The sequence below is a fragment of the Devosia yakushimensis genome (assembly GCF_030159855.1).
GTDB lineage: Bacteria > Pseudomonadota > Alphaproteobacteria > Rhizobiales > Devosiaceae > Devosia > Devosia yakushimensis.
Window position 1 is genome coordinate 2,334,264 of record NZ_BSNG01000001.1, and the last position, 24,217, is coordinate 2,358,480.

General features: G+C 61.9%; 22 protein-coding genes. 6 read left to right on the forward strand and 16 right to left on the reverse strand.

Translation table 11 applies throughout. The features are described from left to right. Nucleotides 1–85: 85 nt before the first annotated feature. The 5 genes from QQL79_RS11375 to QQL79_RS11395 all read right to left on the reverse strand — a co-directional run bounded on the left by QQL79_RS11375 (nt 86) and on the right by QQL79_RS11395 (nt 5,688). Nucleotides 86–838 carry an ABC transporter permease gene (locus tag QQL79_RS11375; protein WP_284390876.1) on the reverse strand — a complete coding sequence of 251 codons (753 nt, stop codon included), beginning with the start codon at nt 836–838 and terminating at the stop codon, nt 86–88. Then, a complete protein-coding gene (locus QQL79_RS11380) occupies nt 835–1,770 on the reverse strand; it encodes an ABC transporter ATP-binding protein (RefSeq protein WP_284390878.1) in 936 nt (311 codons plus the stop codon). Before QQL79_RS11380 ends, QQL79_RS11375 begins: the two co-directional genes overlap by 4 nt. After that, a complete protein-coding gene (locus tag QQL79_RS11385; protein WP_284390880.1) occupies nt 1,767–2,960 on the reverse strand; it encodes an ABC transporter permease in 1,194 nt (397 codons plus the stop codon). The genes QQL79_RS11380 and QQL79_RS11385 overlap by 4 nt, the downstream gene beginning before the upstream one ends. A 175-nt stretch (nt 2,961–3,135) precedes the next feature. Further along, nucleotides 3,136–4,047 carry a glycine betaine ABC transporter substrate-binding protein OsmF gene (gene osmF, locus QQL79_RS11390; RefSeq protein ID WP_284390882.1) on the reverse strand — a complete coding sequence of 304 codons (912 nt, stop codon included), beginning with the start codon at nt 4,045–4,047 and terminating at the stop codon, nt 3,136–3,138. Nucleotides 4,048–4,128: 81 nt separating this feature from the next. Next, nucleotides 4,129–5,688 (reverse strand): aromatic amino acid lyase, encoded by a 1,560-nt coding sequence (locus tag QQL79_RS11395; RefSeq protein ID WP_284390884.1) that lies wholly within the window; start codon nt 5,686–5,688, stop codon nt 4,129–4,131. Nucleotides 5,689–5,793: 105 nt separating this feature from the next. On the opposite strand from QQL79_RS11395, the gene QQL79_RS11400 reads away from it, so the two are divergent. Then, complete coding sequence (locus tag QQL79_RS11400) at nt 5,794–6,963, forward strand: LysR family transcriptional regulator (protein ID WP_284390886.1); 1,170 nt, start codon at nt 5,794–5,796, stop codon at nt 6,961–6,963. A gap of 16 nt (nt 6,964–6,979) precedes the next feature. Then, complete coding sequence (locus QQL79_RS11405) at nt 6,980–8,239, forward strand: DUF3422 domain-containing protein (protein ID WP_284390888.1); 1,260 nt, start codon at nt 6,980–6,982, stop codon at nt 8,237–8,239. A 222-nt stretch (nt 8,240–8,461) separates the two neighbouring features. On the opposite strand, the gene rhaM is transcribed toward QQL79_RS11405, so the two are convergent. The 6 genes from rhaM to QQL79_RS11435 all read right to left on the reverse strand — a co-directional run bounded on the left by rhaM (nt 8,462) and on the right by QQL79_RS11435 (nt 14,264). Next, a complete protein-coding gene (rhaM, locus tag QQL79_RS11410; protein WP_284390889.1) occupies nt 8,462–8,794 on the reverse strand; it encodes an L-rhamnose mutarotase in 333 nt (110 codons plus the stop codon). After that, nucleotides 8,791–9,786 (reverse strand): ABC transporter permease, encoded by a 996-nt coding sequence (locus QQL79_RS11415; protein WP_284390891.1) that lies wholly within the window; start codon nt 9,784–9,786, stop codon nt 8,791–8,793. Before QQL79_RS11415 ends, rhaM begins: the two co-directional genes overlap by 4 nt. Then, on the reverse strand, nt 9,779–10,762 hold the full coding sequence (locus QQL79_RS11420) for an ABC transporter permease (RefSeq protein ID WP_284390893.1): 984 nt from the start codon (nt 10,760–10,762) through the stop codon (nt 9,779–9,781). Before QQL79_RS11420 ends, QQL79_RS11415 begins: the two co-directional genes overlap by 8 nt. Next, nucleotides 10,759–12,264, reverse strand: coding sequence for a sugar ABC transporter ATP-binding protein (locus QQL79_RS11425; RefSeq protein ID WP_284390895.1), 1,506 nt, complete (start codon nt 12,262–12,264; stop codon nt 10,759–10,761). The genes QQL79_RS11420 and QQL79_RS11425 overlap by 4 nt, the downstream gene beginning before the upstream one ends. A 167-nt stretch (nt 12,265–12,431) precedes the next feature. Continuing rightward, nucleotides 12,432–13,418: a rhamnose ABC transporter substrate-binding protein gene (gene rhaS, locus QQL79_RS11430; protein WP_284390897.1), complete on the reverse strand. Its 987-nt coding sequence runs from the start codon at nt 13,416–13,418 to the stop codon at nt 12,432–12,434. Nucleotides 13,419–13,457: 39 nt separating this feature from the next. Beyond that, on the reverse strand, nt 13,458–14,264 hold the full coding sequence (locus tag QQL79_RS11435; RefSeq protein WP_284390898.1) for a DeoR/GlpR family DNA-binding transcription regulator: 807 nt from the start codon (nt 14,262–14,264) through the stop codon (nt 13,458–13,460). A gap of 181 nt (nt 14,265–14,445) precedes the next feature. Here QQL79_RS11435 and QQL79_RS11440 point away from each other — a divergent pair, with 181 nt between their 5' ends. Both QQL79_RS11440 and rhaI read left to right on the forward strand, forming a co-directional pair. Beyond that, nucleotides 14,446–16,545: a bifunctional rhamnulose-1-phosphate aldolase/short-chain dehydrogenase gene (locus QQL79_RS11440; protein WP_284390899.1), complete on the forward strand. Its 2,100-nt coding sequence runs from the start codon at nt 14,446–14,448 to the stop codon at nt 16,543–16,545. Between the two features lie 150 nt (nt 16,546–16,695). Then, nucleotides 16,696–17,985, forward strand: coding sequence for an L-rhamnose catabolism isomerase (rhaI, locus tag QQL79_RS11445; RefSeq protein WP_284390901.1), 1,290 nt, complete (start codon nt 16,696–16,698; stop codon nt 17,983–17,985). 51 nt (nt 17,986–18,036) lie between these two features. On the opposite strand, the gene QQL79_RS11450 is transcribed toward rhaI, so the two are convergent. Then, complete coding sequence (locus QQL79_RS11450; protein WP_284390903.1) at nt 18,037–18,927, reverse strand: LysR substrate-binding domain-containing protein; 891 nt, start codon at nt 18,925–18,927, stop codon at nt 18,037–18,039. Nucleotides 18,928–19,045: 118 nt separating this feature from the next. On the opposite strand from QQL79_RS11450, the gene QQL79_RS11455 reads away from it, so the two are divergent. Further along, entirely contained in the window at nt 19,046–19,216 is a 171-nt protein-coding gene (locus tag QQL79_RS11455) for a hypothetical protein (RefSeq protein WP_284390905.1), read from the forward strand. Nucleotides 19,217–19,807: 591 nt separating this feature from the next. Continuing rightward, nucleotides 19,808–20,281, forward strand: coding sequence for a Cys-tRNA(Pro) deacylase (gene ybaK / locus QQL79_RS11460; protein ID WP_284390907.1), 474 nt, complete (start codon nt 19,808–19,810; stop codon nt 20,279–20,281). A 436-nt stretch (nt 20,282–20,717) separates the two neighbouring features. Here ybaK and QQL79_RS11465 read toward each other — a convergent pair whose 3' ends face one another. The 4 genes from QQL79_RS11465 to QQL79_RS11480 form a co-directional block, all read right to left on the reverse strand. Next, nucleotides 20,718–20,864: a DUF1127 domain-containing protein gene (locus QQL79_RS11465; RefSeq protein ID WP_284390909.1), complete on the reverse strand. Its 147-nt coding sequence runs from the start codon at nt 20,862–20,864 to the stop codon at nt 20,718–20,720. 263 nt (nt 20,865–21,127) lie between these two features. Beyond that, complete coding sequence (gene cydX / locus QQL79_RS11470; protein ID WP_284390914.1) at nt 21,128–21,259, reverse strand: cytochrome bd-I oxidase subunit CydX; 132 nt, start codon at nt 21,257–21,259, stop codon at nt 21,128–21,130. A 9-nt stretch (nt 21,260–21,268) separates the two neighbouring features. Further along, the gene (gene cydB, locus QQL79_RS11475; RefSeq protein ID WP_284390915.1) at nt 21,269–22,417 is read right to left on the reverse strand and encodes a cytochrome d ubiquinol oxidase subunit II; all 1,149 of its coding nucleotides are present in this window, start codon (nt 22,415–22,417) and stop codon (nt 21,269–21,271) included. Continuing rightward, entirely contained in the window at nt 22,414–24,015 is a 1,602-nt protein-coding gene (locus tag QQL79_RS11480) for a cytochrome ubiquinol oxidase subunit I (protein ID WP_284392871.1), read from the reverse strand. Before QQL79_RS11480 ends, cydB begins: the two co-directional genes overlap by 4 nt. Nucleotides 24,016–24,217: the final 202 nt, after the last annotated feature.

Genomic DNA, 24,217 nt, shown 5'->3' on the forward strand with positions numbered 1-24,217 from the left:
GGCGCATTGAGGGATCGCGGACCCCTCATCCGCCCCTTCGGGGCACCTTCTCCCTCAAGGGGAGAAGGAAGGCAGTGCACAGTCTTCACGCCGCCGCCCTCCCCAATTGCCCAGTGCGCGCCATCAACACCCGCTCCAGCGCCGAGAGCGCGTCGTAAATCAGCACCGCCAGCACGCCCACAATCAGCCCGCCCTGCAGCACGAACGCGGTATTGTTCGACAGCAGCCCCGCAATGATCACCTCGCCCAGCGTGCGCGCCGCCACGGTCGAGCCAATCGTCGCCGTCGCCAGCGAAATCACCGTCGAAAGCCGTATCCCCGCCAGGATCACCGGCAGCGCCAGCGGCAGCTCGACCTTGATCAGCCGCTGCCACCCCGTCATGCCCACGCCTTTGGCCGCGTCGGTCACCGCGGGCGGCAAATTGGTCAGCCCGGTCAGCGTATTCTCGAAAATCGGCAGCAGCCCATAAAGAAACAGTGCCACCAGTGTCGGCGCCGTGCCAAAGCCCAGCATGGGCACGGCCAGCGCCAGCACGGCCACGGGCGGAAAGGTCTGCCCGATATTGGCCAGCGAGCGCGACAGCGGCAAAAACTCCGCGCCAAACGGCCGCGTCACCACAATGGCCAGCCCCACCGCCACGATGGTCGAAGCCAGCGTCGCCGCCGCCACAATCGCGAGGTGGTTCAAGGTCAGATCAAGCAGGCTGCCCTGATTGTAGATGGAAGGCTGGTTGTTCTTGGTGAACAGCCCGAAAAACCCGGTAAAAGTCTCCGGCCGGACGAGGAACACGACCAGCACCAGCAGCGCGATGAACCTGATGATCAGCCCGATTTTCATTGCGGTCGCGCCGCCAGCTTGGCCAATTGCGCCAGCGTTACCTGCCCCACAATCTGCCCATCGCGCCGCACTGGCAGAGAGGGCCGACCCGACCATAGCAATTCGGCATAGGCGTCGCGCAGCGAGGCCCCGGCATCCACCGGCTCGCCAGCGGCTTCCCCCGCCTCGATATGATCGGCCACCTTGGCCAGCGACAGCAGCCGGAATGGCCGCTCGCTGGTGCCGATCAGTTCCGCCACGAAGGGCGTTGCGGGATTGGCGATGATTTCGGCGGGCTTGGCAAATTGCAGCAGCTTGCCCTTGTCCATCACGGCAATCTTGTCGCCCAGATGGATCGCCTCTTCCATGTCATGGGTCACCAGCACGATGGTGGTGCCAAACTTGCGCTGAATGGCCAGCAAATCCTCCTGCGCCTTCGCGCGGATCACCGGATCGAGCGCGCCATAGGGCTCGTCCATCAGCAGGATATTGGGCTCGGCCGCCAGCGCTCGCGCCACGCCGACGCGCTGCTGCTGTCCGCCCGAAAGCTCATTGGGCAGCCGGTCGCGAAACTGGGCCGGATCGAGCTGAAACAGGCTCAGCAATTCATCGACCCGCGCGGCGATCTTCTGCTTGTCCCAGCCCAAGAGCTTGGGCACGGTCGCCACATTCTGCCCCACACTGCGGTGCGGAAACAGCCCATGCCCCTGAATGGCATAGCCAATCCGCCGCCGCAGCTCATAGGCCGGCACCGTGCTGATATCCTCGCCATCGATGCGAATGGACCCCGAGGTCTGCGTCACCAGCTTGTTGATCATCCGCATCAGCGTGGTCTTGCCCGAGCCGGACGTGCCCACAATGACGCAGATACTTCTGGGATCAATCGTCATGGTGACCCGATCGACCACCGCCGTTTCGCCATAGACCTTGGTGATATCGTCGATTTCGATCATGCGCTGCGTCTCCCACGGCTCGTCATTTCCACCAAGGCGTCGAGCACCACCGCCGCAGCAAAAGCCAAAGCCACCGTCGGCACGGCCCCCAGCAGCACCAGGTCCATCGCTGTCTGCCCGATGCCCTGGAACACGAAGACGCCAAAGCCCCCGCCCCCGATCAGCGCGGCAATGGTGGCCAGCCCAATATTCTGCACCAGCACGATGCGGATGCCGGTCAGGATCACCGGAAAGGCCAGCGGCAATTCCACCGAAAACATGCGTTGCGACCCGGTCATCCCCATGCCCTTGGCCGCATCGACCGCTGCGGGCGACACGCTTTGCAGCCCCACCACCGTGTTGGAGACGATAGGCAGCAGCGAATAGGCAAACAGCGCCACCATGGCCGGCGCCACGCCAATGCCCGAAATCCCGATAGCCGAAGCGCCCGGAATATTGGCCGCCACCCAGGCCAGCGGCGCAATCAGCAGCCCGAACAGGGCGATGGATGGAATGGTCTGCACAATATTGAGCACATTGAGTACCGCCGCCCGCAGCGGCTTGACCTTGTAGCAAAGCACGCCGAGCGGCACGCCCACGATGGTGGCAATCGCCACCGAACCAAAGGCCAGCCCCAGATGCGTGCGCGCCTCGGCCCAGAAGGCGGGCGCCCGGGTGGCATATTCCTTGAGCATGGAGAGGTCGTTCCACGCCCCGCTCCACAGCAGCGCGCCAATGGCGACAGCGACCACGAACAGGATCGCCAGCCGCACCCATGGCTTGAACCGCAACCGCGTCAGCGCATCGGCCACCATCAGCGCAAAGGCAAACACCAGCAGCCAGAACCCGGCCCCCGGCGACACGCGCGCAAAGGTATTATCCGGCGGCGTCAGATAGCTTCCCGACCAGCCGATCAGAATGGCGAGCACGCCGAGCACGACAAATCCGGCGATCAATTTGACCAGCGTCGGAAAGCGCAGCAGCGCAACAATGAAACCGGCCAGCAGCACACCAATCAGCACGCCCGATGGCAGTGCCGGCAGCGCATCCAGCAGCGAGCGCGGTTCGCCCAGCACAATGCGATTGGCCCGGAACAAGGCAAAAGGCAAAGCCGCCCCCGCCGCTGCAATCAAGGCAATCAGTACGCCCAGCTTGTCGAGCGCCAACCAGGCGGGGCGCGTCGCTATCGAAGATGTTTCGGCGATGCTCATGCTGGCTCCAACTCTGCGCGATGTGGAGAGACCCCACCCTAGCCCTCCCCACAAGGGGGAGGGAACGCCACCGAGCATGGCGATAGGCTGGATGATAGCGAGACACGATCAGTCTCCCGCCCCTTGTGGGGAGGGGTTAGGGGTGGGAGCAACGAGAGCCCCACCCCATCAGTCATCAATCCAGAAAGCCACCCTTGGTCAGGTAGTCGGTCGCGACGGCAGCTGCCGCCTCGCCGCCCACCTGCACGCGGCCATTGAGTTCCTGCAGCACTTCGAGCGTCAGGCCAGCGAAGACCGGCTTCAGCAGCTCTTCGATTTCGGGATGCTCCTGCAGCACGACCTCACGGATGATCGGAGCGGGCTGGTAAACCGGCTGCACGCCCTTGTCGTCCTCAAGCACTTTCAGGCCCGAAGGTGCAATGCCGCCATCGGTGCCATAGACCATGGCGGCATTGACGCCATTGGTCTGTTGCGCGGCAGCAGCAATGGTCGCGGCCGTATCACCACCCGACAGCGTCACCAACTGATCGGGCTTCAGCGTAAAGCCATAGACTTCCTGGAACTTCGGCAAAGCTGCCGGCGAGTTCACGAACTCGGCCGATGCCGCCAGTTTCACCTCGCCACCGCCCGCAACCCAGGCGCCAAATTCGCTGAATGTCACCAGCTTATTGGCGTCGGCCACGTCGGCCCGCAGGGCCACGGCCCAGGTATTGTTGGCCGGCGAAGGCGTCAGCCAGACGATCTTGTTGGCGTCGTAATCAAGCTTGGCTGCCTCGGCGTAGGCGCTTTCGGCATTGTTCCAGAGCGGGTCATCGGCCTTGTCGAAGAAGAAGGCCGCATTGCCGGTATATTCGGGATAGATGTCGATTTCCCCGGCAATGATCGCCTCGCGCACGATGGGCGTGCCGCCGAGCTGGATGCGGTCGGTGACCGGAATGTCGTTGGCTTCAAGCACCTGCTTGATGATGTTGCCGAGCACCCCGCCCTCGGTGTCGATCTTGGAGGAAACGACGACCTGGGCATTGGCTGCGGTCACCGAAATGGCCAGCGCAGCGACGGCGCTGAGAAGCGTGGATTTGAGGCGCATTGGTTTCTCCGTTTTCTCCGGGCCACTGGCCCGGCTGTCCCTAACCTAACGTCTTGTTCGAATTGAGCGAGGCCGCAATTGCTAGGCGATGGGCCCCAGTGCGAAAAACTCGTCCAACTCCATAATCGCCGAGTGAGAAATTAGTTCGTTCATCAACTCGTCAGAGGCCAAAGCGTCTTCGATGGCCTCGACCTCGGCCGATAGCGGGCGATCCTGCCAATATGTGTCAGCATGCCGGCGCACCAGTGAGTAGATGATGCCCGGAACATTGCCGGGAGTGTCGCCCGAAATGTCCATGGCCTGCGCCGCCAGCATGGCCTCAAGCGCCGCCAGCCGCCGCAAAGCCAGCACCTGCCGCTCCAGCCGCTCGACGACGAGCGGCAGGAATGTCGCTTCGTCTTCAATTCCGCCGGCCACCACCATGGAATTGGCTGAGATCGGATTGGTCATGGTCAGCACGCGTGCAAACAGCTCGCCCGCCAGCTTGATGATCGGTCCGAACCCGGTGGCAATGGCGCCCGGTTGCACCAGGTTCACCGGCAGATCACGCCGCTGGCCATTGCCCAGCAGCACGCAGCGGTTGAACGAGTTGCGCGCAATATGGGCCAGGCCCAGCTGCGCGGTCTGCAAAAACACCGTGACATCGAGCGGCAGCGAGCCGCCCGAAGTCAACACCTGCCCGCCCGCCACCACCGGATTGTCATCCGTGCGCCCGGTCGCCGCCAACAATATCTTGCCCGCCGCCACCAGCGTTTCGTAGCCCGTGGCAAATACTTGGCTCATCATGCGCAGGCTGAGCGGGTCCTGAATATGGGTGGCATTGGGCCAGTCCCAGCCCTTGGCGTTGAAATAGAGCCAGGCGCCAATCCCCGCCTCGCGTTCGGTGCCGACATGGGCCACTGCCTTCCAAGGGTCTCGCGAGGCGCCCAGCGCCCCCGCCGTGGTCAGCCCCGTCGCCAGCATCACCCGCACCGCTGCCGCCGCATCGCGGATCGCCGCGGCAGCCGCCGCATAACCCACCGCATTGGTCGAAATCGAGGCCAAGCTATCCCTTGGCGCGAGGCGAAACGGCTTGAGCCCCGCTGCCGTCAGTGCGGTTTCCGCCGGCTGGCGGCGACCATCGAACATGGCCTCGCCCGCCCCGGTCAGAACCGCCCCGATCTGCCCCATCAGCCCGATATCGGCGCAGCCGATCGATCCCGTCCGCCGCACCACTGGCACCACATCGGCCGAGAGCAGAGCCAGATAGGCCTCCACCAGATCGGTGGTGCAGCCCACCCGTCCGGTCAGCGCCATATTGACGCGAATGGCCATGGCCGTGCGCACAATCTCGCTGGAAAAGGCATCGCCCGTGCCGAAGTGATGCGCCCGCACCAGCCCCATATTGAATGTGTCGAGCTGGTCAGGCGTCCACTCGACATCCTTCATGGCCCCAACGCCGGTGGTCGAGCCATAAACCGGCTGCCCCGCAGCAATGGCCTCCTCGACCACTTCGCGCGCCTGCGCCACCCGCACCAGCGCCTCGGGATCGGCCACGAGCCGCGCCTTGCGCGTCCCGATCCGGGCAATATCGGCAAAGCTCAGCGGCTTGCCGCTGAGGGTGATGGGATGGGCCTGCATGGTCATTGCCAGATCGTTCATAATCAACACGCTATTGGATCGCGCCCAGGGATGGGATATCCCAAATGCTGAACAGGCTATGCGGTTTTTCTAAGCATGGACCGGGCCTGCTTAGATGGTGAGCATATGGATACGGCAAGCCTGATCGCCATGGACCTGGTTCTGCGCACGCGCAGCCTGCGCGGGGCCGCACGCCTGTTGAACCGCCCCACCTCCACCATTGCCGCAGCCATCGCCCGGGTCGAGGCCGAAATCTCGGTGCGACTGGTGGAAAAGGCCGGCTCGGGCCTCGTCGCCAGTCTCGAAGCCATTCGGCTGGAGCCCCAAATCGCCGATGCCGCGCAACTGGCCCGGCAGATCACCCCCGATCGCGCCATCAAATTCGAAGCGCTGGAGCGGTTCGGACAAGTCGTGGCACAGGGCAGCATCCGCCGCGCCGCCCGCGCTTTGGGCATGGGCCAGCCGCAATTGACGCGCCAGGTCACCCATCTCGAAGCCTTGCTCGGCGTATCGCTCCTGGCGCGCAGCAGCGCCGGCTCCTCCGTCACCGAGCAAGGCGCGACCCTGGCCGCCACCGCCGAGCATTTACTGGCCACCTGGCGCAACATCTCCCGCGCCGCCGAAGAACGCTTCCGCAAAACCGCCGCCACCGCCCGGTTGGGTTCGATCATCCCTCTCGGCTATGAAAGCGAGATCGCCCGCATCCTTGCCAATCTGGCCGCCCGCTGGCTCGATGAGCATCCCCGCGCGCCGCTCTTTGTCAGCTCCACCACGGCCGAGGACCTGTTGGCCGGCCTCAAGAAGGGCCTGTTCGATGCCGCCTTTCTCGATATCGACCACCTCCCGGCCGATCTCGACGGGCGCATTGTCAGCACTACGCCCCTGGCCGTGGTCAGCTCCCAGCCCGCCGGCACAATTGCCGACGCGCTCCTATCGAGCCCACTGGCCGTGCCCAGCGCCCGCAGCGGGTTGCGCCACCGCATCAATCGCGTGCTCGACGACCATCTGAGCGATACCGAGCGCAACGCCATGCGCCTGATCGAAATCGACTCGATCCCGGTCATTCTCAATCTGGTGCTCCATCACGGCTTCGTCTCCGTGCTGCCGCAGGCCTCCGTCGCCCGCATTCGCGGCGATCTGACGCAAGTGCCCCTGCCCGCCCGTTACGACATGGCCTTCCAGCTGTGCTGGCCGCGCGGCAATGCCACAATTGCCCAGGCGATCCTCTCCACCATCGCGCGAGCCGCGCCCGAAAGTCTCATTGCCAATAGCGCTCAACGCGATACTCATCGCTAGATTGGAGCCTATTACCGTGCAGACTCAATTGACCGACCACCCCTACCGCACTGCCATCATGGACGAGGTGCATGCCCGCCCCGTCGAGATCATCGAAGCGGAGTGCCGCATTCGGCGGCTGGTCTTCGTCATGCCCTCCGAAGCCGGCGCCATGATGCGCGTGTTTCATCGCTTCGAGCAATTCTGCCGCGATGCCGGCGTCGCCGTGCCCGGCCCCAGCAGCCGCCAGCACAGTTTCGATACCGCTGAGCGCCACGTCACCTGGGAATTTCATACCGAATTCGTCACCATCACCTGGCGCAGCGCCCTCAAGGACAAGCAGAATTATCCTGATGACCTCGGCCTTTCCGCCATGGAGGATGGTCTTTTGATCGGGGCCACCCGCATCGACGTCATCGCCGGCAAGACCGTGCCCGAAGCCCTGCTCCCCGCCTTCTCGCTGCCCAGCCTGTGCGTCGCGGATGTCGAAAGCGGCAAGGCCCAGGTGGCGACCGATTTCGTGCCCGATGCCGACAAGTTCACCCGCTTCGAGTTTGCCGCCGGGGGCTTGTCGGTCCTGCGCCGCTCGATCATCATCCGCCGCCTGCTCGAGGTCGAAACCTACCGCACCATGGCCCTGCTCGGCCTGCCGTTGGCCCGCGAAGTCTCCCCCGCTTTGCGCGCCACCGAGATCGAGCTGACCGAATTGATGGAAAGCCTGTCCGAAGCCACCACCTCGGAAACCGTCCAGACCGCGCTGATCGCGCTCGACGCCCTTTCGGTTCGTTCCGGCCAGCTTTCCGAACGGCTGGGCTATCGCTTTGCCGCTTGCCACGCCTATGGCGATATCCTGCGCACGCGCCTGGCCGGCCTGCGCGAAAGCTCGACCGCTTTTGGCTCCAGCCTCACCCATTATATTGGCAATCGCGTCGATCCGGGCCTCTCCACCCTTGCCGCTATGGAAAAGCGGCTGGCGGTGATGTCGAGCAAGATCGAGCGCGCCATCAGCCTGCTCAATGTCCGCATCGGCGTCGACATGCAGCAGCAGAACAATGCCGTGCTCGACAATATCGCCCAAACCGCCCGCAGCCAGTTCTACTTGCAACGGACGGTGGAGGGCCTCTCCACCATCGCCATCAGCTATTACCTGCTGGGCATCCTCAGCTACATGCTGGCCGGCCCCCTGGAGGAGTTCCACTTCAACAAAGTCATGACCCTCTCCATCGCCGCGCCCTTCGTGGTGCTGGTGGTCTGGCTCATGGCCCGCAGCGTGCGAAAGGCGCACACTGTTAAGTGATCAATTAAGCATTGTGACAGGGCAGAGCCAATACTAAAGTGATCACTTAACCGGAGTGATCACCATGGCCCGTCTCTTGATGCAGATCCTGGAAGCCCGCAAACGCCTCTGGGTAGTGCGGCTCGAGCGCCTGGCTGCCTATCTGGCGAAGAGTTCCCAGTAGGGCTCACGCAGCGTTGCCAGGTGTTTTCCGCGGACGCGGTGGGTGGGGAATAGGAGCCCCTACTTCATCCAAAACATCGGCACGAGATCCACCGACAGCGGCTCATTCTTCTCATTGGTCGCCATCACATCGGCCATATGAGCCCACCACCGCTTCATCACCTCGGTGCCCGGCAGATCACCCATCGTATGGTCCACCCGCCGCCACAGCACGCCGAACAGGATATTGGTCTCTTCGTCCAGATGGATCGAATAGTCCTTCACCCCCGCCGCGTGCAGCAGTTCGACCAGTTCGGGAAAAATCTCGTCATGGCGCTTCTTGTACTCCGCCGCCATGCCGGGATTGAGCTGCATCTTGAACGCATGCTTTTCGTAGCCGCCATCCGCAATCATGCGCGCTGCCTCCACATTCTGAACAGGATGGGCAGCGCGATCACCGTGATCAGCAGCCCGCCGATAAAGATCGACATGACGATCCCCGGCACATTGAGCAGCCCGAGCCCAAAGGTCACCAGCCCCATGATCAGCGCCGCCAACACGACGCCGACAATCGAGCCCGCCCCGCCCAGGATCGACACCCCGCCCAGCACCACCATGGTAATCGCCTCAAGCTCGAACCCCTGCGCAATCGAGGGCCGCGTCGAGCCCAGTCGCGCCGTCAGCAGCACAGCAGCAATACCGCTCATCAGCCCCGTCAGGCAAAACAGGATGAACTTGATACGATCGACCCGCACGCCGGAGAATTGCGCCGCGACATCATTATTGCCGATGGCGAACACCCGCCGACCGAAATTGGTGCGGTGCAACAGCACGAAATAGATCACCGCAAACACCAGGAACAGCACCAGTTCAAACGAGATCACCCACCACACATAGCCCTGCCCGAACCAGCCAAAGCTGGCCGGATAATTGCCGAAGCTCTTGTCGCCCAGGATGATGTAGGAAATGCCGCGGAACAGGCTCATCGTGCCGATCGTGACCACGATGGAGGGCAGTTTCAGCCCCGTCACCAGAAAGCCGTTAAACGCCCCGCAGAGCAGCCCCACGCCCACGCCAACCGCCACCAGCACCGACGTATCGGCACCATATTGCAGCGCCAGCCCCATCATGGTGGAGGCCAGCGCGATGATCGCCGCCACCGACAGATCGATCTCCCCCGAAATGATCAACAGCGCCATGGCCAGCGCAATCAGCGCCTTCTCGGTGAAGTTGAACGTCAGGTCGCTCAGGCTCCACTCGTTGAGGAAATAGGGCGAGGAGTAAGAATTGAAGATGAAGATTGCCACCGCCACGAGAACCAGCAGGCTCTCCCAGCTCAACAGCGTCGACTTCAGCGGATTATCCAGCCGATTGGGCAGTTGACGCCCGGCTTTTACGTCAGACATGGGCGACCTCCGCCGTCTTCAAAATCACGCGGCCCTTGCGCCGTTCGCCCCGCGCATTGAGGATCACCGCCAGCAGGATCGCTGTGCCGGAAATGGCCATCTGCCAGAACGGGGAAATATTGATCACCGGCAGCGCATTGTTGATCACGCCCAGGAATAAGGCCCCGAGCAGCGCCCCGGCCACCGTGCCGATACCGCCGGCAATCGAAATGCCCCCGATCACGCAGGCCGCCACAATGGTCAGCTCATACCCGCTCGCCACCTGCACCGAAGCGATCACATAGCGCGAAATCCAGAGATAACCGCACAGGCCCGACACCGCCCCCGCCAGCACGAAAGCCATGAATTTGGTCAGCCCGACATTGATGCCGGTATAGACCGAGGCCGTCGGATTAACCCCGATGGCATAGAGCGAGCGCCCCAGCGGCGTGCGCGTCATCAGCAGGAAAAACAGGATAGCGACCACAATGGCGATCCAACTCAACACCGGCAGCCCCAGCACCACGGCCCGCTGCAGCCCGATAAAGTCCGGGCTCATCTGTGCCGCATTGACCCAGGCGCCGCCCGAAATCACGAACACCAGCCCACGGAAAATGGTCAGCGTGCCCAGCGTCACCACGATGGGCGGAATATTGAGCTTCCACACCAGCACGCCATTGAACGCACCCAGCAGGCCCCCGATCACCACGCAGAGCGCCATGATCAGCGGAATGGGAATGGCCGGATAGGCCGCGTTCAGCATGGCCGCGATCATCCCGGTCAGCGCCAGATTGGCCGCCATGGACAGATCAATCGACCGCGTCAGGATCACCGCCATCTGGCCGAGCGCCAGCATCATCAGGATCGATGTGTCGTTGAAAATGGTCAGCAGGTTCCCCGGCTGGGAAAAGCGCGGGAAGCGCAGCGTCACCAGGATGATGACGGCGATAATGGCCAGGCCCAGCCAGATTTCACGATGTTTGGCGAGCGACTTCATGCTGCGGCTTCCTCGGCGATACCGGCGGCCAGGCGCACCAGCGTTTCGGGGGCCAGCCCCTTATTGTCCAATGTGTCCACGATCCGCCCTTCGCGCATCACCACGATCCGGTCGCTCATGCCCATCACTTCGGGCAGTTCGGACGACACCATGATCACGCTCAGCCCCTGCGCCACCAGCTCAGCCATAAAGCCATGCACCGCGGCCTTGGAGCCGATATCGATACCCTTGGTGGGCTCATCCAGAATGATCACCTTGGGGAGCGTCGCCAGCCATTTGGCGATCACCACTTTCTGCTGATTGCCGCCCGACAGGGTCGATACGTTCTGGCTCAGCGAGGACGCCCGCAGGTCGAGCCGCTCGGTATAGGTCCGCGCCAGCTTGAATTCCTCGGCCATGCGCAAAAAGCCCGATTTCGAGGTCTTTTGCAGCGAGGGCAGCGAGACATTCATGAAAATCGGTTCGCCCGTAATCACACCCTGCTTGCCGCGTTCCTCGGGCACATAGACAATACCCGCCTCCACCGCATCGGCCGGCGATTTCGGATTGATCACCGCCCCATCCAGCACCAGCGCGCCATGCGAAGGCCGCGTCATGCCGAACACCGCCTGCATCACTTCGCTGCGCCCCGCGCCCACCAGCCCGTAAAAGCCCAGAATTTCGCCCTTGCGCACGGCAAAGGAAATATCGGCAAATTCGGTCGGGTGGCTCAGCCCCTTGGCCTCAAGTACCACAGGACCAATCTCGGCCTTGCGCTCGGGGAAAATGTGATCGACCGAGCGGCCCACCATCAGCTTGACGATATCGCTCTGCTTGGTGTCCTTGATCAGCCCCTTGCCCACCTGCTCGCCATCGCGGAACACGGTGAAGCGGTCGGCAATGCGGTAGATTTCATCGAATTTGTGCGAGATGAACAGGATCGCCTTGCCATCCTGCTTGAGCAGATCGATCAGCACGTAAAGCTCTTCGATCTCCTTCTGGCTCAGCGCCGCAGTCGGCTCATCCATGATCACGACCTGCGCATCAATGGACAGCGCCCGCGCCACCGCGACCAGATGTTTTTTGGCGATACCCAATTCCTTGAGCTTGATATCGGGGTCGATCCCGGCGGCCATGGAGTCCAGGGTCTTGCGCGATTCAGCGCGCATGGTCTTCCAGTCGATCATGCCGAAGCGGTTGCGCGGGGCATGGCCGAGATAGATGTTTTCAGCCACCGTCAGCTCGTCAAACAGCACGGTTTCCTGATGGATCGCCGTGACGCCCGCTTCGAAAGCCGAATGCGCGGTGGGCAGGCTCAGCGCCTTGCCGGATACCGTGATCTGGCCTTCGTCGGGCTGATAAATCCCGGTCATGATCTTGACCAGCGTCGACTTGCCCGCCCCGTTTTCGCCGATCAGCGCGGTCACCTGGCCGGGATACAGCTCCAGCGATACATTATGCAGCGCCCGCACGCCGGGAAACGTCTTGGTGATACCGGCGAGAGTGAGGATGGGGTCGGTCATTGCTATTCCTTCGCGTAGCGCTTGAGCTAGCCACGCGCTCTGATCTGGCTCCCTCTCCCTTTGGGGGAGAGGGTTGGGGTGAGGGGGCCTTCCTGCTTGAGCGGAAAGGCCCCCTCACCCGACGTTTCACGTCGACCTCTCCCCCACGGGGGAGAGGTGAAGTCAGATCAATAGATCTTCGAAAACTCTTCGATATTGGCCTTGTTGAACTCGAACGGCGCGGCCATGGCGGCCGAGTTGGTGTCGTCCAGGGTCACTTCGCCAACACGACCGATCGAGAACACGGCGCCTGGCTTGGCTTCTTCGCCCTTGATCAGGTCATTGGCGAGATAAATGGCCGAGTAACCCAGATCGATCGGGTTCCACAAAGCCACAGCCTGGCTCGCGCCATTGTCGATGAACTGCTTGAACTCGCTTGGCAGAGCCAGGCCGGTTACATTGATCTTGCCGATCAGGTTCTGGTCGGTCACCACCTGGGCGGCAGCCACAACGCCGACCGTGGTCGGGGCAATGATGGCCTTGAGGTTGGGGTAGGATGCGATCAGGCCCTTGGCTTCGTCGGTCGATTTCACCGAGTCATCGTCGCCATAGACGGTTGCCACCAGATTGATATTGGGGAACTTCTCGGGCAGCACGGCCTTGGCGGCTTCGATCCAGGCATTCTGGTTGGTCGCGGTCGAGGCGGCCGACAGGATCGCCACGTCGCCACCTTCAGGCAGATAGTCCGCCGCTAGCTTGATGATGGTTTCGCCGATCAGATTGGTGTCGGACGGGTTGAGGTGGATCTGGCGGCCGGCTTCGGCAACGCCAGAGTCAAACGAGATCACCTTGATGCCGCGCTGCATGGCGCGCTGCAGAGCCGGCACCAGAGCGTCCGGGTCATTGGCCGAGATGGCGATGGCGTCGACCTGCTGGGCGATCAGCGAGTTGACGACTTCGATCTGGGCTTCGGCGGTTGCAGCGGTCGGGCCGGTATAGATGACCTCGATATCGCCCAGTTCGGTGGCCGCTTCCTGTGCGCCCTTATTGGCGGCGTCGAAGAAGCCGTTGCCCAGCGATTTGACGACCAGCGCGATGCGGGTCTGGGCGAAAGCGGGGCTGGCGAGCAGCACAGCAACAGCAGTCGTCGCAGCCAGTACTTTTAGCAGTTTCATTTTATTCCCTCCCTGGGACGTTTGGTCTTACGATCTGGCTCAGGCCACCGTCGATTGACGGCCAGCCTCAGCACTGGTTTCCACGACGATGAGCCGCACGCCTGCCGTTTCCAGCATTTGGCGATCTGCGTCGCGGATGCCGCTGTCGGTGATGACAGTGGCTATTCGGTCGAGCCCACACAGAATGAGGCTCGATCTGCCCGAAAACTTGGATGAATCAGCCAGCACGATCAGCTCATCCGCCTGGCCGATCAGGCCCAGTTCGGATTGAACGATCATCGGATCGGCTTCCATCAGGCCATGCTGGCCGATGCCCTGGCAGCCGATAAACATGCGCTTGGCGTAAAAATGCGAGGCCACCACGCCGCCAAAGGGCGACAGGATGACATTCTGCTCGCGATAGATGGTGCCACCGGGAATAACCACGGAATTGCGGGAATTCTGGATCAGGAATTCGGCAATGACGAAGCTATTGGTGAACACGCTCAGCCGCCGCGCCGTCAGGTGATGCACCATCTGGTAGGTCGTGGTGCCGCCATTGATGATGATCGGCTCGCCATCCTTGCACAGCTCGGTCGCAGCGCGGGCTATGGCGCGCTTGGCGGTCATGTTGATCGTTTCGTTCACCGAGAAGGGCCGGCCCATCAGCCCGCCCTGTTCAGGCGGATTGACCGCTTCGGCCCCGCCGCGCACCCGGCGCAGCTGGCCTTGCACATGCAGCGCCGCAATGTCCCGGCGGATTGTCGCTTCCGAGGTGCCGGTCATATCCACCAGTTCGGTGACGGTCGCGACCGGCCGGGCCTGAACGGCGGCCAGAATGACCCTGTGGCGTTCGGTTTCGTGCAAATGACTTCTCCCTGGGTCTTTGAGTTTCATCAAAACCAATCAGTGTCAATCATGATTTTGCCATCACCGATCAGTATCAACGAAATCTGATCGCTGATGATTGTTTCTGATTGACAGCTTGACGAGAACTATGGCCATGTCCGGCCAACTTTCCACTATCCAACTCTCTGGGAGGAGTATCATGTCCACCACCGCGCCCAAGCGCCTTGCGAACCTTTGGGATGACGCCAAGGCCGCCTCGATGAGCGAGCCCGAGCGCCTTGTTTACCGCTCCAATCTGCTCGGATCGGACAAGCGCGTCACCAATTACGGCGGCGGCAATACCTCCTCCAAGATTTTCCAGAAGGACCCGCTGACCGGTCAGGACGTTGAAGTTCTGTGGGTCAAAGGTTCGGGCGGCGATAGCGCCTCGATCAAGCTCGATGGCTTTTCGACCCTCTATATGGACAAACTGCGGGCCCTGAAGGGCCTCTATCGCGGCCTCGAACATGAAGACGAAATGGTGGGCTATCTCCCCCACGCCACGTTCAATTTGAACCCGCGCGCTGCTTCGATCGACACCCCGTTGCACGCCTATGTGAACCGCCCCTTTGTCGATCACATGCACCCGGACGCGATCATTGCCATTGCGGCATCCAAGAATTCCAAGGAACTGACAAGCCAAATTTTCGGCGACACCATCGGCTGGCTGCCTTGGAAAAAGCCCGGCTTCGAGCTGGGTCTGTGGCTCGGAAAATTCTGCGAAGAAAACCCCAATGCCAAGGGCCTGATCCTTGAATCGCATGGCCTGTTCACCTGGGGCGATACGCCCAAGGAATGCTACGAAACCACGATCGGCATCATCAACCAAGCCATCGAATGGTTCGAGCAGCAGACCGAAGGCAAGACCATTTTTGGTGGCGAAGCCGTCAAATCTCTGCCCGCCGCTGACCGCCGCGCCATCGCCGCCAAGCTGATGCCGAAAATTCGCGGCCTCATCTCGGAAGACAGCCACAAGCTGGGCCATTTCGACGACAGCGATGCCGTGCTGGAATTCGTCAATTCCAACAACCTGCGCCCACTTGCCGCTCTGGGCACCTCCTGCCCCGACCATTTCCTGCGCACCAAAATCCGTCCGCTGGTGATCGAATTCGATCCGGCCAATCCCGATGTGGATGCCGTGATCGCCAAGATTCCTGAGGACATCGCCGCCTATCGCGTCGATTACCAGGCCTATTACGACCGCTGCAAACACGACAATTCGCCCGCCGTGCGCGACCCGAATGCCGTGGTTTACCTGATGCCGGGCGTGGGCATGTTCACCTTCGCCAAGGACAAGGCCACCGCCCGCATTTCCGGCGAGTTCTATGTCAACGCCATCAATGTGATGCGCGGCGCCTCGACCGTGTCCACCTATGTCGGCCTGCCCGAGCAGGAAGCCTTCGACATCGAATATTGGCTGCTTGAGGAGGCCAAGCTGGCCCGCATGCCCAAGCCGAAGTCCCTAGCCGGCCAGATCGCTTTGGTCACCGGCGGCGCCGGCGGCATTGGCAAGGCCACGGCCATCCGCCTGCTGCGCGAAGGCGCCTGCGTCGTTCTCGCCGATATCGACGAGACTGCGCTGGCCAATGCCACCGAAGAGCTGGGCAAGGCATTCGGCGCTGATTTCGTTCGCCCCGTCATCGTCAACGTCACCAAGGAAGAAGCCGTCATTTCAGGCTTTGCCCATGCCGTAGTCGAATTCGGTGGCCTCGACATTCTGGTCTCCAATGCCGGTCTGGCCTCCTCGGCCCCCATCGAAGAGACCACGCTCGAACTCTGGAACAAGAACATGGACATCCTGTCCACGGGCTATTTCCTGGTGAGCCGCGAAGCCTTCCGCCTGTTCCGCAAGCAGAAGATCGGCGGCAATGTGGTGTTCGTCGCCTCCAAGAACGGTCTGGCCGCTTCCCCCAACGCTTCGGCCTATTGCACCGCCAAGGCTGCTGAAATCCACCTCGCCCGGTGCCTGGCCCTTGAAGGCGCGGCCGAGCAGATCCGCGTCAACACCGTCAATCCAGACGCCGTGCTGCGCGGCTCCAAAATCTGGGCCGGCGAATGGCTCGAGCAGCGCGCTTCGACCTACAAGACCGACAAGGAGGGCCTTGAGGACATGTATCGCGAGCGCTCCTTGCTCAAGCGCTCCGTGTTCCCCGAGGACATTGCCGAAGCCATCTACTTCTTCGCCTCGGACGCCTCGGCCAAGTCCACCGGCAACATCATCAATGTCGACGCGGGCAACGCCCAGTCGTTCACGCGGTAAGTTCAGCGGGTGGGGCCTAAGACCCCCACCCCGGCCCTCCCCTCAAGGGGGAGGGAGCGCCAACACAGCACACTGAGTTAGCGGCCCCATTGCATCCCTCCCCCTTGAGGGGAGGGACCGAGGGTGGGGGTCGCGTAGGGAGGCACACATATGACCGATCACATCATCGACCCATCCATCATCGAGGCAGAAAACGCCGATCGCGTGGATGATCTGCATGCCGACTACGAAAGCCTGGGCGAGCGGCTCGACCGGCGCGGCATTGATATCGACTCCATCAAGGCCAAGGTTGCCGAATTCAACGTGGCCGTTCCCTCCTGGGGTGTCGGCACCGGTGGCACCCGCTTTGCCCGCTTCCCCGGACTGGGCGAGCCGCGCGACATTTTCGACAAGATCGAGGATTGCGCTGTTATCGCCCAGCTGACCCAGGCCACCAGCACGGTTTCGCTGCATATCCCGTGGGACAAGGCTGATCCCAATCGTCTCAAGCAAGCCGCGTCGCGTTTCAGCCTGGGCTTTGACGCGATGAATTCGAACACCTTCTCGGACGCAAGGGGCCAGCTGCAGTCCTACAAGTTCGGCTCGCTCTCATCCACCGATGCCGGCACTCGTAACCAGGCCATCGAGCACAATCTTGAATGCATCGAAATCGGCAAGACCATCGGCTCCAAGGCCCTGACGGTGTGGATCGGCGATGGCTCGAACTTCCCCGGCCAGACCAATTTCGCCACCCAGTTCGAGCATTACCTGGACTCGATGAAGGCGGTCTATGCCGAACTGCCCGATGACTGGCGCATTTATACCGAACACAAGATGTATGAGCCGGCCTTCTATTCGACGGTCGTGCAGGATTGGGGCACCAATTACATCATCGCCAAGGAGCTGGGCGAGAAGGCGTTCTGCCTGGTCGACCTCGGCCACCACGCGCCAAACGTGAATATCGAGATGATCGTCTCCCGCCTGGCCCAGTTCGGCAAGCTCGGTGGCTTCCATTTCAATGACAGCAAATATGGCGACGACGACCTCGACGCCGGCGCCATCGATCCCTACCGCCTGTTCCTCGTCTTCAACGAGCTGGTCGATGCCGAAGCGCGCTACAAGGATTTCCATCCCGCGCACATGCTCGATCAATCGCACAATGTGACCGATCCGATAGAGTCGCTGATGCTGTCGGCTTCGGACGTGCAGCGCGCCTATGCGCAGGCCCTGCTGGTGGACCGCAAGGGCCTCAAGGATGCCCAGCAATCCAACGACGCCCTCGCCGCCACTCAGGCCCTGCGCCTCGCCTACCGCACTGATGTGGAGCCCATCCTGGCCATGGCCCGGCTCGAAAAAGGCGGCGCCATCGATCTGCTCGGCACCTACCGCGCCGCCGGCTACCGCGCCAAAGTTGCCGAAATCCGCCCGGCGGTTGAAGGCGGCTCGGGCGGCATCGTCTAAGGCATCACGCACTGAAAGCAGCAGAGGCCCGGCAGCAATGCCGGGCCTTTTTCACTCCCGCATAAACGCCGTCAAGGGCAGCAGCCAATCCCGAAAAGCCTTTATTTTAGGAGAGTTTCGCCGCGCTTCTGGATAAACCAGATGATAGGCATGCCCATCGCTGGCCAATAGATCAAACGGCTGCATCAACCGCCCGGCCGCAATGTCGTCGGTATAGAAAGCCGGGGTCAACATGGCCACGCCCCGTCCGGCAATCGCTGCCGCCGCCTCCAGATTCTGCGCCCCCAGCCGGCTGATCGGCCGTTTCTCGAACGAGTAATCGGGCACACCCGCCTGTTCGAACCAGATGCTGAACCATGGATCATCGGCATCCACCATAGGCAGTTTCAGCAGGTCCGCAGGCTGCTTTATGCCGCCAATGCTCTCGGCCAGTTTGGGGCTCAGCATGGGCGCAAAATCGGCCATCAGCAGCTTATGCCCGATCAATCCCGGCGCGACAGTCTTGCCGCCCCGGATGGCCACATCGAACTCTTCAGAGGCAAAATCAATCACGCGCGGCGCGCTTTCCAGCCGTACCGCCAGTTCGGGATGCTCCACCTGAAACGAGCCCAGATTCTGCACCAGGAAATGGCTGGCAAAAGTGGGCACCGAGGAAATGCTGAGCGTGCCTTCGACCCGGTTATGCGTGCTGACAAAGGCATTGCGCAGCATATCAAACGCCGCGCTCACCTCTGGCGCCAGCCGCGCCCCGGCCTCGGTCAGCATGATCTGCCGGGGCTTGCGCAGGAAGAGCGGCGTGCCGACGCGCTCCTCCAAAATCTTGATCTGATAGCTCACCGCCGCTTGTGTCATGCCCAGCTCGCCCGCGGCGCGGGTGAAGCTCAAATGGCGGGCAACGGCCTCGAAAGCGCGGATCGCGGTGAGCGGTGGCAATGTGCTCATGGATCAAATCTCCTTATGCACCCAGATCGAGCTTTAGTTGGAAATCGCCTGTGTTACTAGCCAAATTAAAGCCATGGAAACCAAGACCGGAGCCATCCCCATAAGGATGGTTATAGCCATGATCGCCCTGACAAAGCCCGTAATAAATGTTTTCCGTCTGCCCCATTGGTCCCTGCCGCGCCTCACCAGGCGCCGCCGCCAGGCCACGATCGACCTGATCAATTCCTCCGCCCATCTGCGGCGGGATATTGGTCTGGTGGAGGAGAATATCTCGTGCCGGGGGCGGTAGTTTTTCCAGGGGATACCCCCTCCCAGCCTCCCCCTGATAGGGGGAGGAATCTCTCAGCGCTCGGAACGCGATAGAGTCCCAACCACAGGGGCGGTCCCTCCCCCTATCAGGGGGAGGCTGGGAGGGGGTACTCCAATCCCCCAACAACCACAGCCCCTTTGCCACCCCGTCGCCATCGCCTAAAATCTCCTATGTCCAAGGCATCGCCTTCACCTCGCCGAGCGGAAGCGGTGACGGCCAACCCGTGTTGCGACAGGGCGCGCCGAAACGCCGCCCGGCCTGATGTGGCGTCGCGGTTATACGGTAACGGGCGGCCATTGGGCCTTCCGAAGACTAAAGAGTGGACCAATGGCCGCCCGTTACGATCCGCTTTTGCATGAGGTCCGGTTCAGGCGGTACCATTCTTGCAGGTCCGGCTGCCGAGTTTCCAACCCCAATGGAGAAGCGCCCCTCTCCCACGGTCTCCCCACCCGGCCCTGCGTCGGGACCGCGTAACTGGCGGGAATAGGGGCATGATGGCATGGGGTTTTGGGGGCGGGGATAAGTTCTTTCGGCTTGCGCGTCGCGATGGAATTTCACTAGTTTCCACCCATGTCCAAGACCACGCCTGCAACGCTCGCCCTTACCAAGGCCGGCATCGCCTTCACCACCGCCACCTATGACTACAATCCCGACGCCGACCGCGTCGGTTTGCAGGCGGCCGAGGCCATGGGCGTTGCCCCTTCCATCGTCCTCAAGACCCTGATGGCCGAAGTCGATGGCAAGCCCGTCTGCGTGGTTGTGCCCTCGGACGAAGAAGTGAACATGAAAAAGCTTGCCGCGGCCTTTGGCGGCAAATCGGCCCATATGATGAAGCCCGCCGACGCGGAACGCCTGACGGGCTATAAGGTGGGCGGCATCAGCCCGTTCGGTCAGAAAAAGCCGGTGCCTACAGCAGTCGAGGAATTGGCGACGCTGGAAGACGAGATCTTCCTCAATGGCGGGCAAAGGGGCCTGCAAATCCGCATGAAGCCGGATGATCTGGTTGCGGCGCTGGGCGGGAAAGCGGCGGACTTAATCCGCTGATTTTCTGAGACCTCATGGTGAACGAGGTCGTGCCCCGTACTTGCCCCCTATGGTGCGCCCCTTCAGGCCACAAAATCTCTCCAACCACCGCCGCCTTCCTCGGGCTTGACCCGAGGACCATTCGCCGCTTGTGCCGTATTGAGAGTGGCCCTCGGGTCGAGCCCGAGGGAGATGCGGTGGGGAGGAGGGATTGGGGTATTTTGAGCGCGGAGCAGTCAACCAACCACAATGCTATTCCGGCCCCCGGGATGACACCGCATTCTTGAATGCGTCCGAGACCCCTTCAAGGGGGAGGCTGGCAGATTGGGGCTCCCGAAATCGATCGCAAAACCTGAATGTCGATTGGTCCCAGGCGGGCCGAGTAAACCTACCCCAGAAAAGACAAAAGGCGCCCGGTTGGACGCCTTCATCTCAAGTCTGTTTCGGCAGGTTCGGCTTAGTTGCCGTAGGTGCCGCGAGCGATGTTCTTGATGTCGCCCTTGGTGATGCCCAGGTCATTGAGCTGGCGGTTGTCGAGAGCGTTCAGCTCGCGCAGGGTGCGCTGGTACTGAGCAAACTGTGCGATTTTCTGGCGGATGTTCATTTCGGTTCCCCTTCGTTTTGATGACCCTTATCTATGCCCAGCAGGTCGTGATTAGAAGATGGACTCTGTGCACATCCGTTATGCACTCAGTGCAAACAAAATGGGCAGATCATTCATATTGACGTCAGGTTGAATTTTAGGCAAATGCCGAGCAATCCACAGCCATGCCAGCGCAATCCATTGATATTACAATGTAATATGGGCGCCTCCAAGAAGACGCCCATATTGACCTTTCGGTAACCACGCCAAAACAAGCCATGCAGTCAGTGCCGGGCAGTACTCTCACCAGCCTCATGGGCAATGCGCCGGTCCTCGCGCATTTCAAACCACATGGCATTGAGAATGGCGAAAGAACAGGCGAGACCCACGCCCAGTATCCAGGAAAAATACCACATGCTCGTCTCCTAATAGGCGTTGGGGTTCTTTTCGAGGCTTTCCGTGCTCACCGTGCCGCGCATCACCCGGAACACCCAGCCGGTGTAGAGGACGATGATGGGCAGGAAGAAGCAGGTCACCAGCAGCATGATGAAGAGGGTCAGATGGCTGGACGAGGCATCCCAGAGCGTCAGGCTCGCCTCGGGCAATGTCGAGGATGGCAAGAGGAACGGGAACAGCGACAGGCCCGCTGTCGAGATGATGCCGAAAATGCCCAGGCTCGATGCCAGCAATGCCGGCAGCCGCCAGCGCGCCTGTAGCGCCAGCACGGCGCCGATCATGCCGGCAAAGCCCAGCACCGGCGCCGCGATCATCCAGGGATAGAGGCCGTAATTGGCCAGCCACCCGCCTCGTGTCAGGGCGACGCTCTTGGCCAAAGGGTTGATGGCGGCGTTGGGGTCGACCACGCTGGTTATGGCATAGCCATCAATGCCCAATGCGATCCACACGCCGCCCAGCGCGAAGAGGGCAATCGTCGCCACAGCGGCAATCGTGCCATAGATCCGCGCCCGTTCGGCCAAGGGTCCGGCGGTTCGTCCGGCAATCACCGTGGCGCCTTGGGTCACGATCATGCCCAGGCTCACCAGCCCGCAGAGCAGGGCAAAGGGCATGAGCAGCAGGAAGAAATTGCCGGTATAGAAGGCGCGCATCGTGTCATCGAGGTGGAAGGGCGCACCGAGCAGCACATTGCCCACCGCCACGCCGAAAATCAGCGAGGGCACGAAGCCGCCGATGAACAGCGCCCAATCCCAGGCCGCGCGCCAGCGCCTGTCCTTAATCTTGCCGCGAAACTTGAAGCCCACCGGCCGCAGGATCAGGGCCAGCAGGATCACGATCATGGCGAGGTAGAAGCCGGAAAAACTCACCGCATAGAGCGGCGGGAAGGCGGCAAAGATGGCCCCGCCGCCCAGTACCAGCCACACCTGATTGCCCTCCCATGTCGGGCCGACCAGATTGAGCAGCACGCGGCGCTCTTCATCGGTGCGGGCGGCAAAGGGCAGCAGCGCCCCCACGCCAAGATCGCGCCCGCCCATCACGGCAAAGCCGATCAGCAAGACGCCCAGCAGCAGCCACCAGACGAGGCGCAGGGTTTCATAATCGAGCGGAATGGTGCTCATGATCCAAGTTCCTTATTGGCGGGAGTGGCCGGGAGCGCGGCGATGACGAAATCCTCGTCGTCAGTGGGTCCGGTGGCGAAGAGCTTGTCCTGCGGGCCGGCCTTGATGATCTTGACCATCAGGATGACCATGATGATCAGCAGCACTGTATAGAGCGCGACGAAGAAGCTGAGCGAGATCACCAGATCCCAGAAGCCGAGGCCCGATGCCGCGTAGAAGGTGGGCAGCACGCCTTCGACCACCCAGGGCTGGCGGCCATATTCGGCGATGAACCAGCCGGCCTCGATGGCGAGCCAGGGCAGCGGCAGCGTGGCGAGGCCAATCCACAGCATGGGCCGATTGGTATCGAGCCAGCCGCGCGAGGCGCGGTAGAACCAGACCGCGAAGAAGGCGATGAAGAAGAAGCCCACGCCCACCATGAGGCGGAAGCTCCAGAATAGCGGCCAGACGTCGGGCACGGTATCGAAGGAGGCCAGCGCGATTTCCTCGCCGGTCGCGTTCTCGATGTCGGTCCGGTATTTCTTGAGCAGCAGGCCATAGCCGAGATCGGCCCAGTGTTGCTCGAAGAGGGCGCGGGCCTGGGCATTGCTGCCATCGGCCCTGATGTCCTGCAGGGCGCCATAGGCGATCATGCCGGATTGAATGCGGGTGGCGGCGTGTTCGACCAGCTCGGTGATGCCGGGCAATTCCATATCGAGGGAGCGCGTGGTGATGATGCCCAGCACCCAGGGCAGGCGCACTTCAAAGGCTGGTTCGCCGGGGACATCGCTGGGGATGGCGAACAGCGTCAGCGCTGCGGGGGCGGGCTCGGTGTGATACATCGCCTCCATGGCGGCGATCTTCATCTTCTGCTGTTCGGTCGCGACATAGCCGCTCTCGTCGCCCAGCACCACCACGGACAGGGCCGAGGCGAGACCGAAGCTGGCCGCGACCACCATGGAGCGCCGGGCCAGCTCCACATGCTTGCCCTTGAGCAGGAAAAGGCAGGAAATGGCGAAGATGAAGACGGCGCCGAGCAGGTAGCCGGCGCTGACCGTATGCACGAATTTGGCCTGCGCCACGGGATTGAAGATCACCGCCATGAAGTCGGTGACTTCCATGCGCATGGTGTCCGGGTTGAACTTGGCGCCGACCGGGTTCTGCATCCAGCCATTGGCGATGAGGATCCACAGAGCCGAGAAATTGGCGCCGAGGGCCGTCAGCCAGGTCACGGCCAGGTGCCCCACCTTGCTCAGCCGGTCCCAGCCGAAGAAGAAAAGGCCGATAAAGGTGGCTTCGAGGAAGAAGGCCATCAGCCCTTCGATGGCCAGGGGCGCACCGAAGACGTCGCCGACATAATGGCTGTAATAGCTCCAGTTCATGCCGAACTGGAATTCCATGACGATGCCGGTGGCCACGCCCATGGCGAAGTTGACGCCGAACAGCGTGCCCCAGAACAGGGTCGCCTTGCGCCAGATATCGCGCCCGGTCATCACATAGACGCTCTCCATGATGGCCATCATGAAAGAGAGCCCCAGTGTCAGCGGTACGAAGAGAAAATGGTACATGGCGGTGGCGGCAAATTGCCACCGCGAGAGTTCGACAACCGTCATGTCGATCATGGCGCGAATGCCCCTGTTTACTAAGCCCAGCCGCCGATTCGCGGCCGTCCTGACACTCTTTTGCCGATCCTTTGGGCAAGCCGCCTTGATTCAGATCAAGGGTTGCGGACGCCGCCGCGCTAGTGTTGTTCGGACAGGAGCTTTTTCACCTGCCGCAACAGACCGAGTCGGGTGGAACGCACTTGGAATATGCCGAGGA

Coding starts and splice junctions, on each gene's coding strand:
- QQL79_RS11375 (WP_284390876.1), bottom strand. CDS start 838: ATGAAAATCGGGCTGATCATCAGGTTCATCGCGCTGCTGGTGCTGGTC.
- QQL79_RS11380 (WP_284390878.1), bottom strand. CDS start 1,770: ATGATCGAAATCGACGATATCACCAAGGTCTATGGCGAAACGGCGGTG.
- QQL79_RS11385 (WP_284390880.1), bottom strand. CDS start 2,960: ATGAGCATCGCCGAAACATCTTCGATAGCGACGCGCCCCGCCTGGTTG.
- osmF (WP_284390882.1), bottom strand. CDS start 4,047: ATGCGCCTCAAATCCACGCTTCTCAGCGCCGTCGCTGCGCTGGCCATT.
- QQL79_RS11395 (WP_284390884.1), bottom strand. CDS start 5,688: ATGAACGATCTGGCAATGACCATGCAGGCCCATCCCATCACCCTCAGC.
- QQL79_RS11400 (WP_284390886.1), top strand. CDS start 5,794: ATGGATACGGCAAGCCTGATCGCCATGGACCTGGTTCTGCGCACGCGC.
- rhaM (WP_284390889.1), bottom strand. CDS start 8,794: ATGATTGCGGATGGCGGCTACGAAAAGCATGCGTTCAAGATGCAGCTC.
- QQL79_RS11415 (WP_284390891.1), bottom strand. CDS start 9,786: ATGTCTGACGTAAAAGCCGGGCGTCAACTGCCCAATCGGCTGGATAAT.
- QQL79_RS11420 (WP_284390893.1), bottom strand. CDS start 10,762: ATGAAGTCGCTCGCCAAACATCGTGAAATCTGGCTGGGCCTGGCCATT.
- QQL79_RS11425 (WP_284390895.1), bottom strand. CDS start 12,264: ATGACCGACCCCATCCTCACTCTCGCCGGTATCACCAAGACGTTTCCC.
- rhaS (WP_284390897.1), bottom strand. CDS start 13,418: ATGAAACTGCTAAAAGTACTGGCTGCGACGACTGCTGTTGCTGTGCTG.
- QQL79_RS11440 (WP_284390899.1), top strand. CDS start 14,446: ATGTCCACCACCGCGCCCAAGCGCCTTGCGAACCTTTGGGATGACGCC.
- rhaI (WP_284390901.1), top strand. CDS start 16,696: ATGACCGATCACATCATCGACCCATCCATCATCGAGGCAGAAAACGCC.
- QQL79_RS11450 (WP_284390903.1), bottom strand. CDS start 18,927: ATGAGCACATTGCCACCGCTCACCGCGATCCGCGCTTTCGAGGCCGTT.
- QQL79_RS11455 (WP_284390905.1), top strand. CDS start 19,046: ATGATCGCCCTGACAAAGCCCGTAATAAATGTTTTCCGTCTGCCCCAT.
- ybaK (WP_284390907.1), top strand. CDS start 19,808: ATGTCCAAGACCACGCCTGCAACGCTCGCCCTTACCAAGGCCGGCATC.
- QQL79_RS11465 (WP_284390909.1), bottom strand. CDS start 20,864: ATGAACATCCGCCAGAAAATCGCACAGTTTGCTCAGTACCAGCGCACC.
- cydX (WP_284390914.1), bottom strand. CDS start 21,259: ATGTGGTATTTTTCCTGGATACTGGGCGTGGGTCTCGCCTGTTCTTTC.
- cydB (WP_284390915.1), bottom strand. CDS start 22,417: ATGAGCACCATTCCGCTCGATTATGAAACCCTGCGCCTCGTCTGGTGG.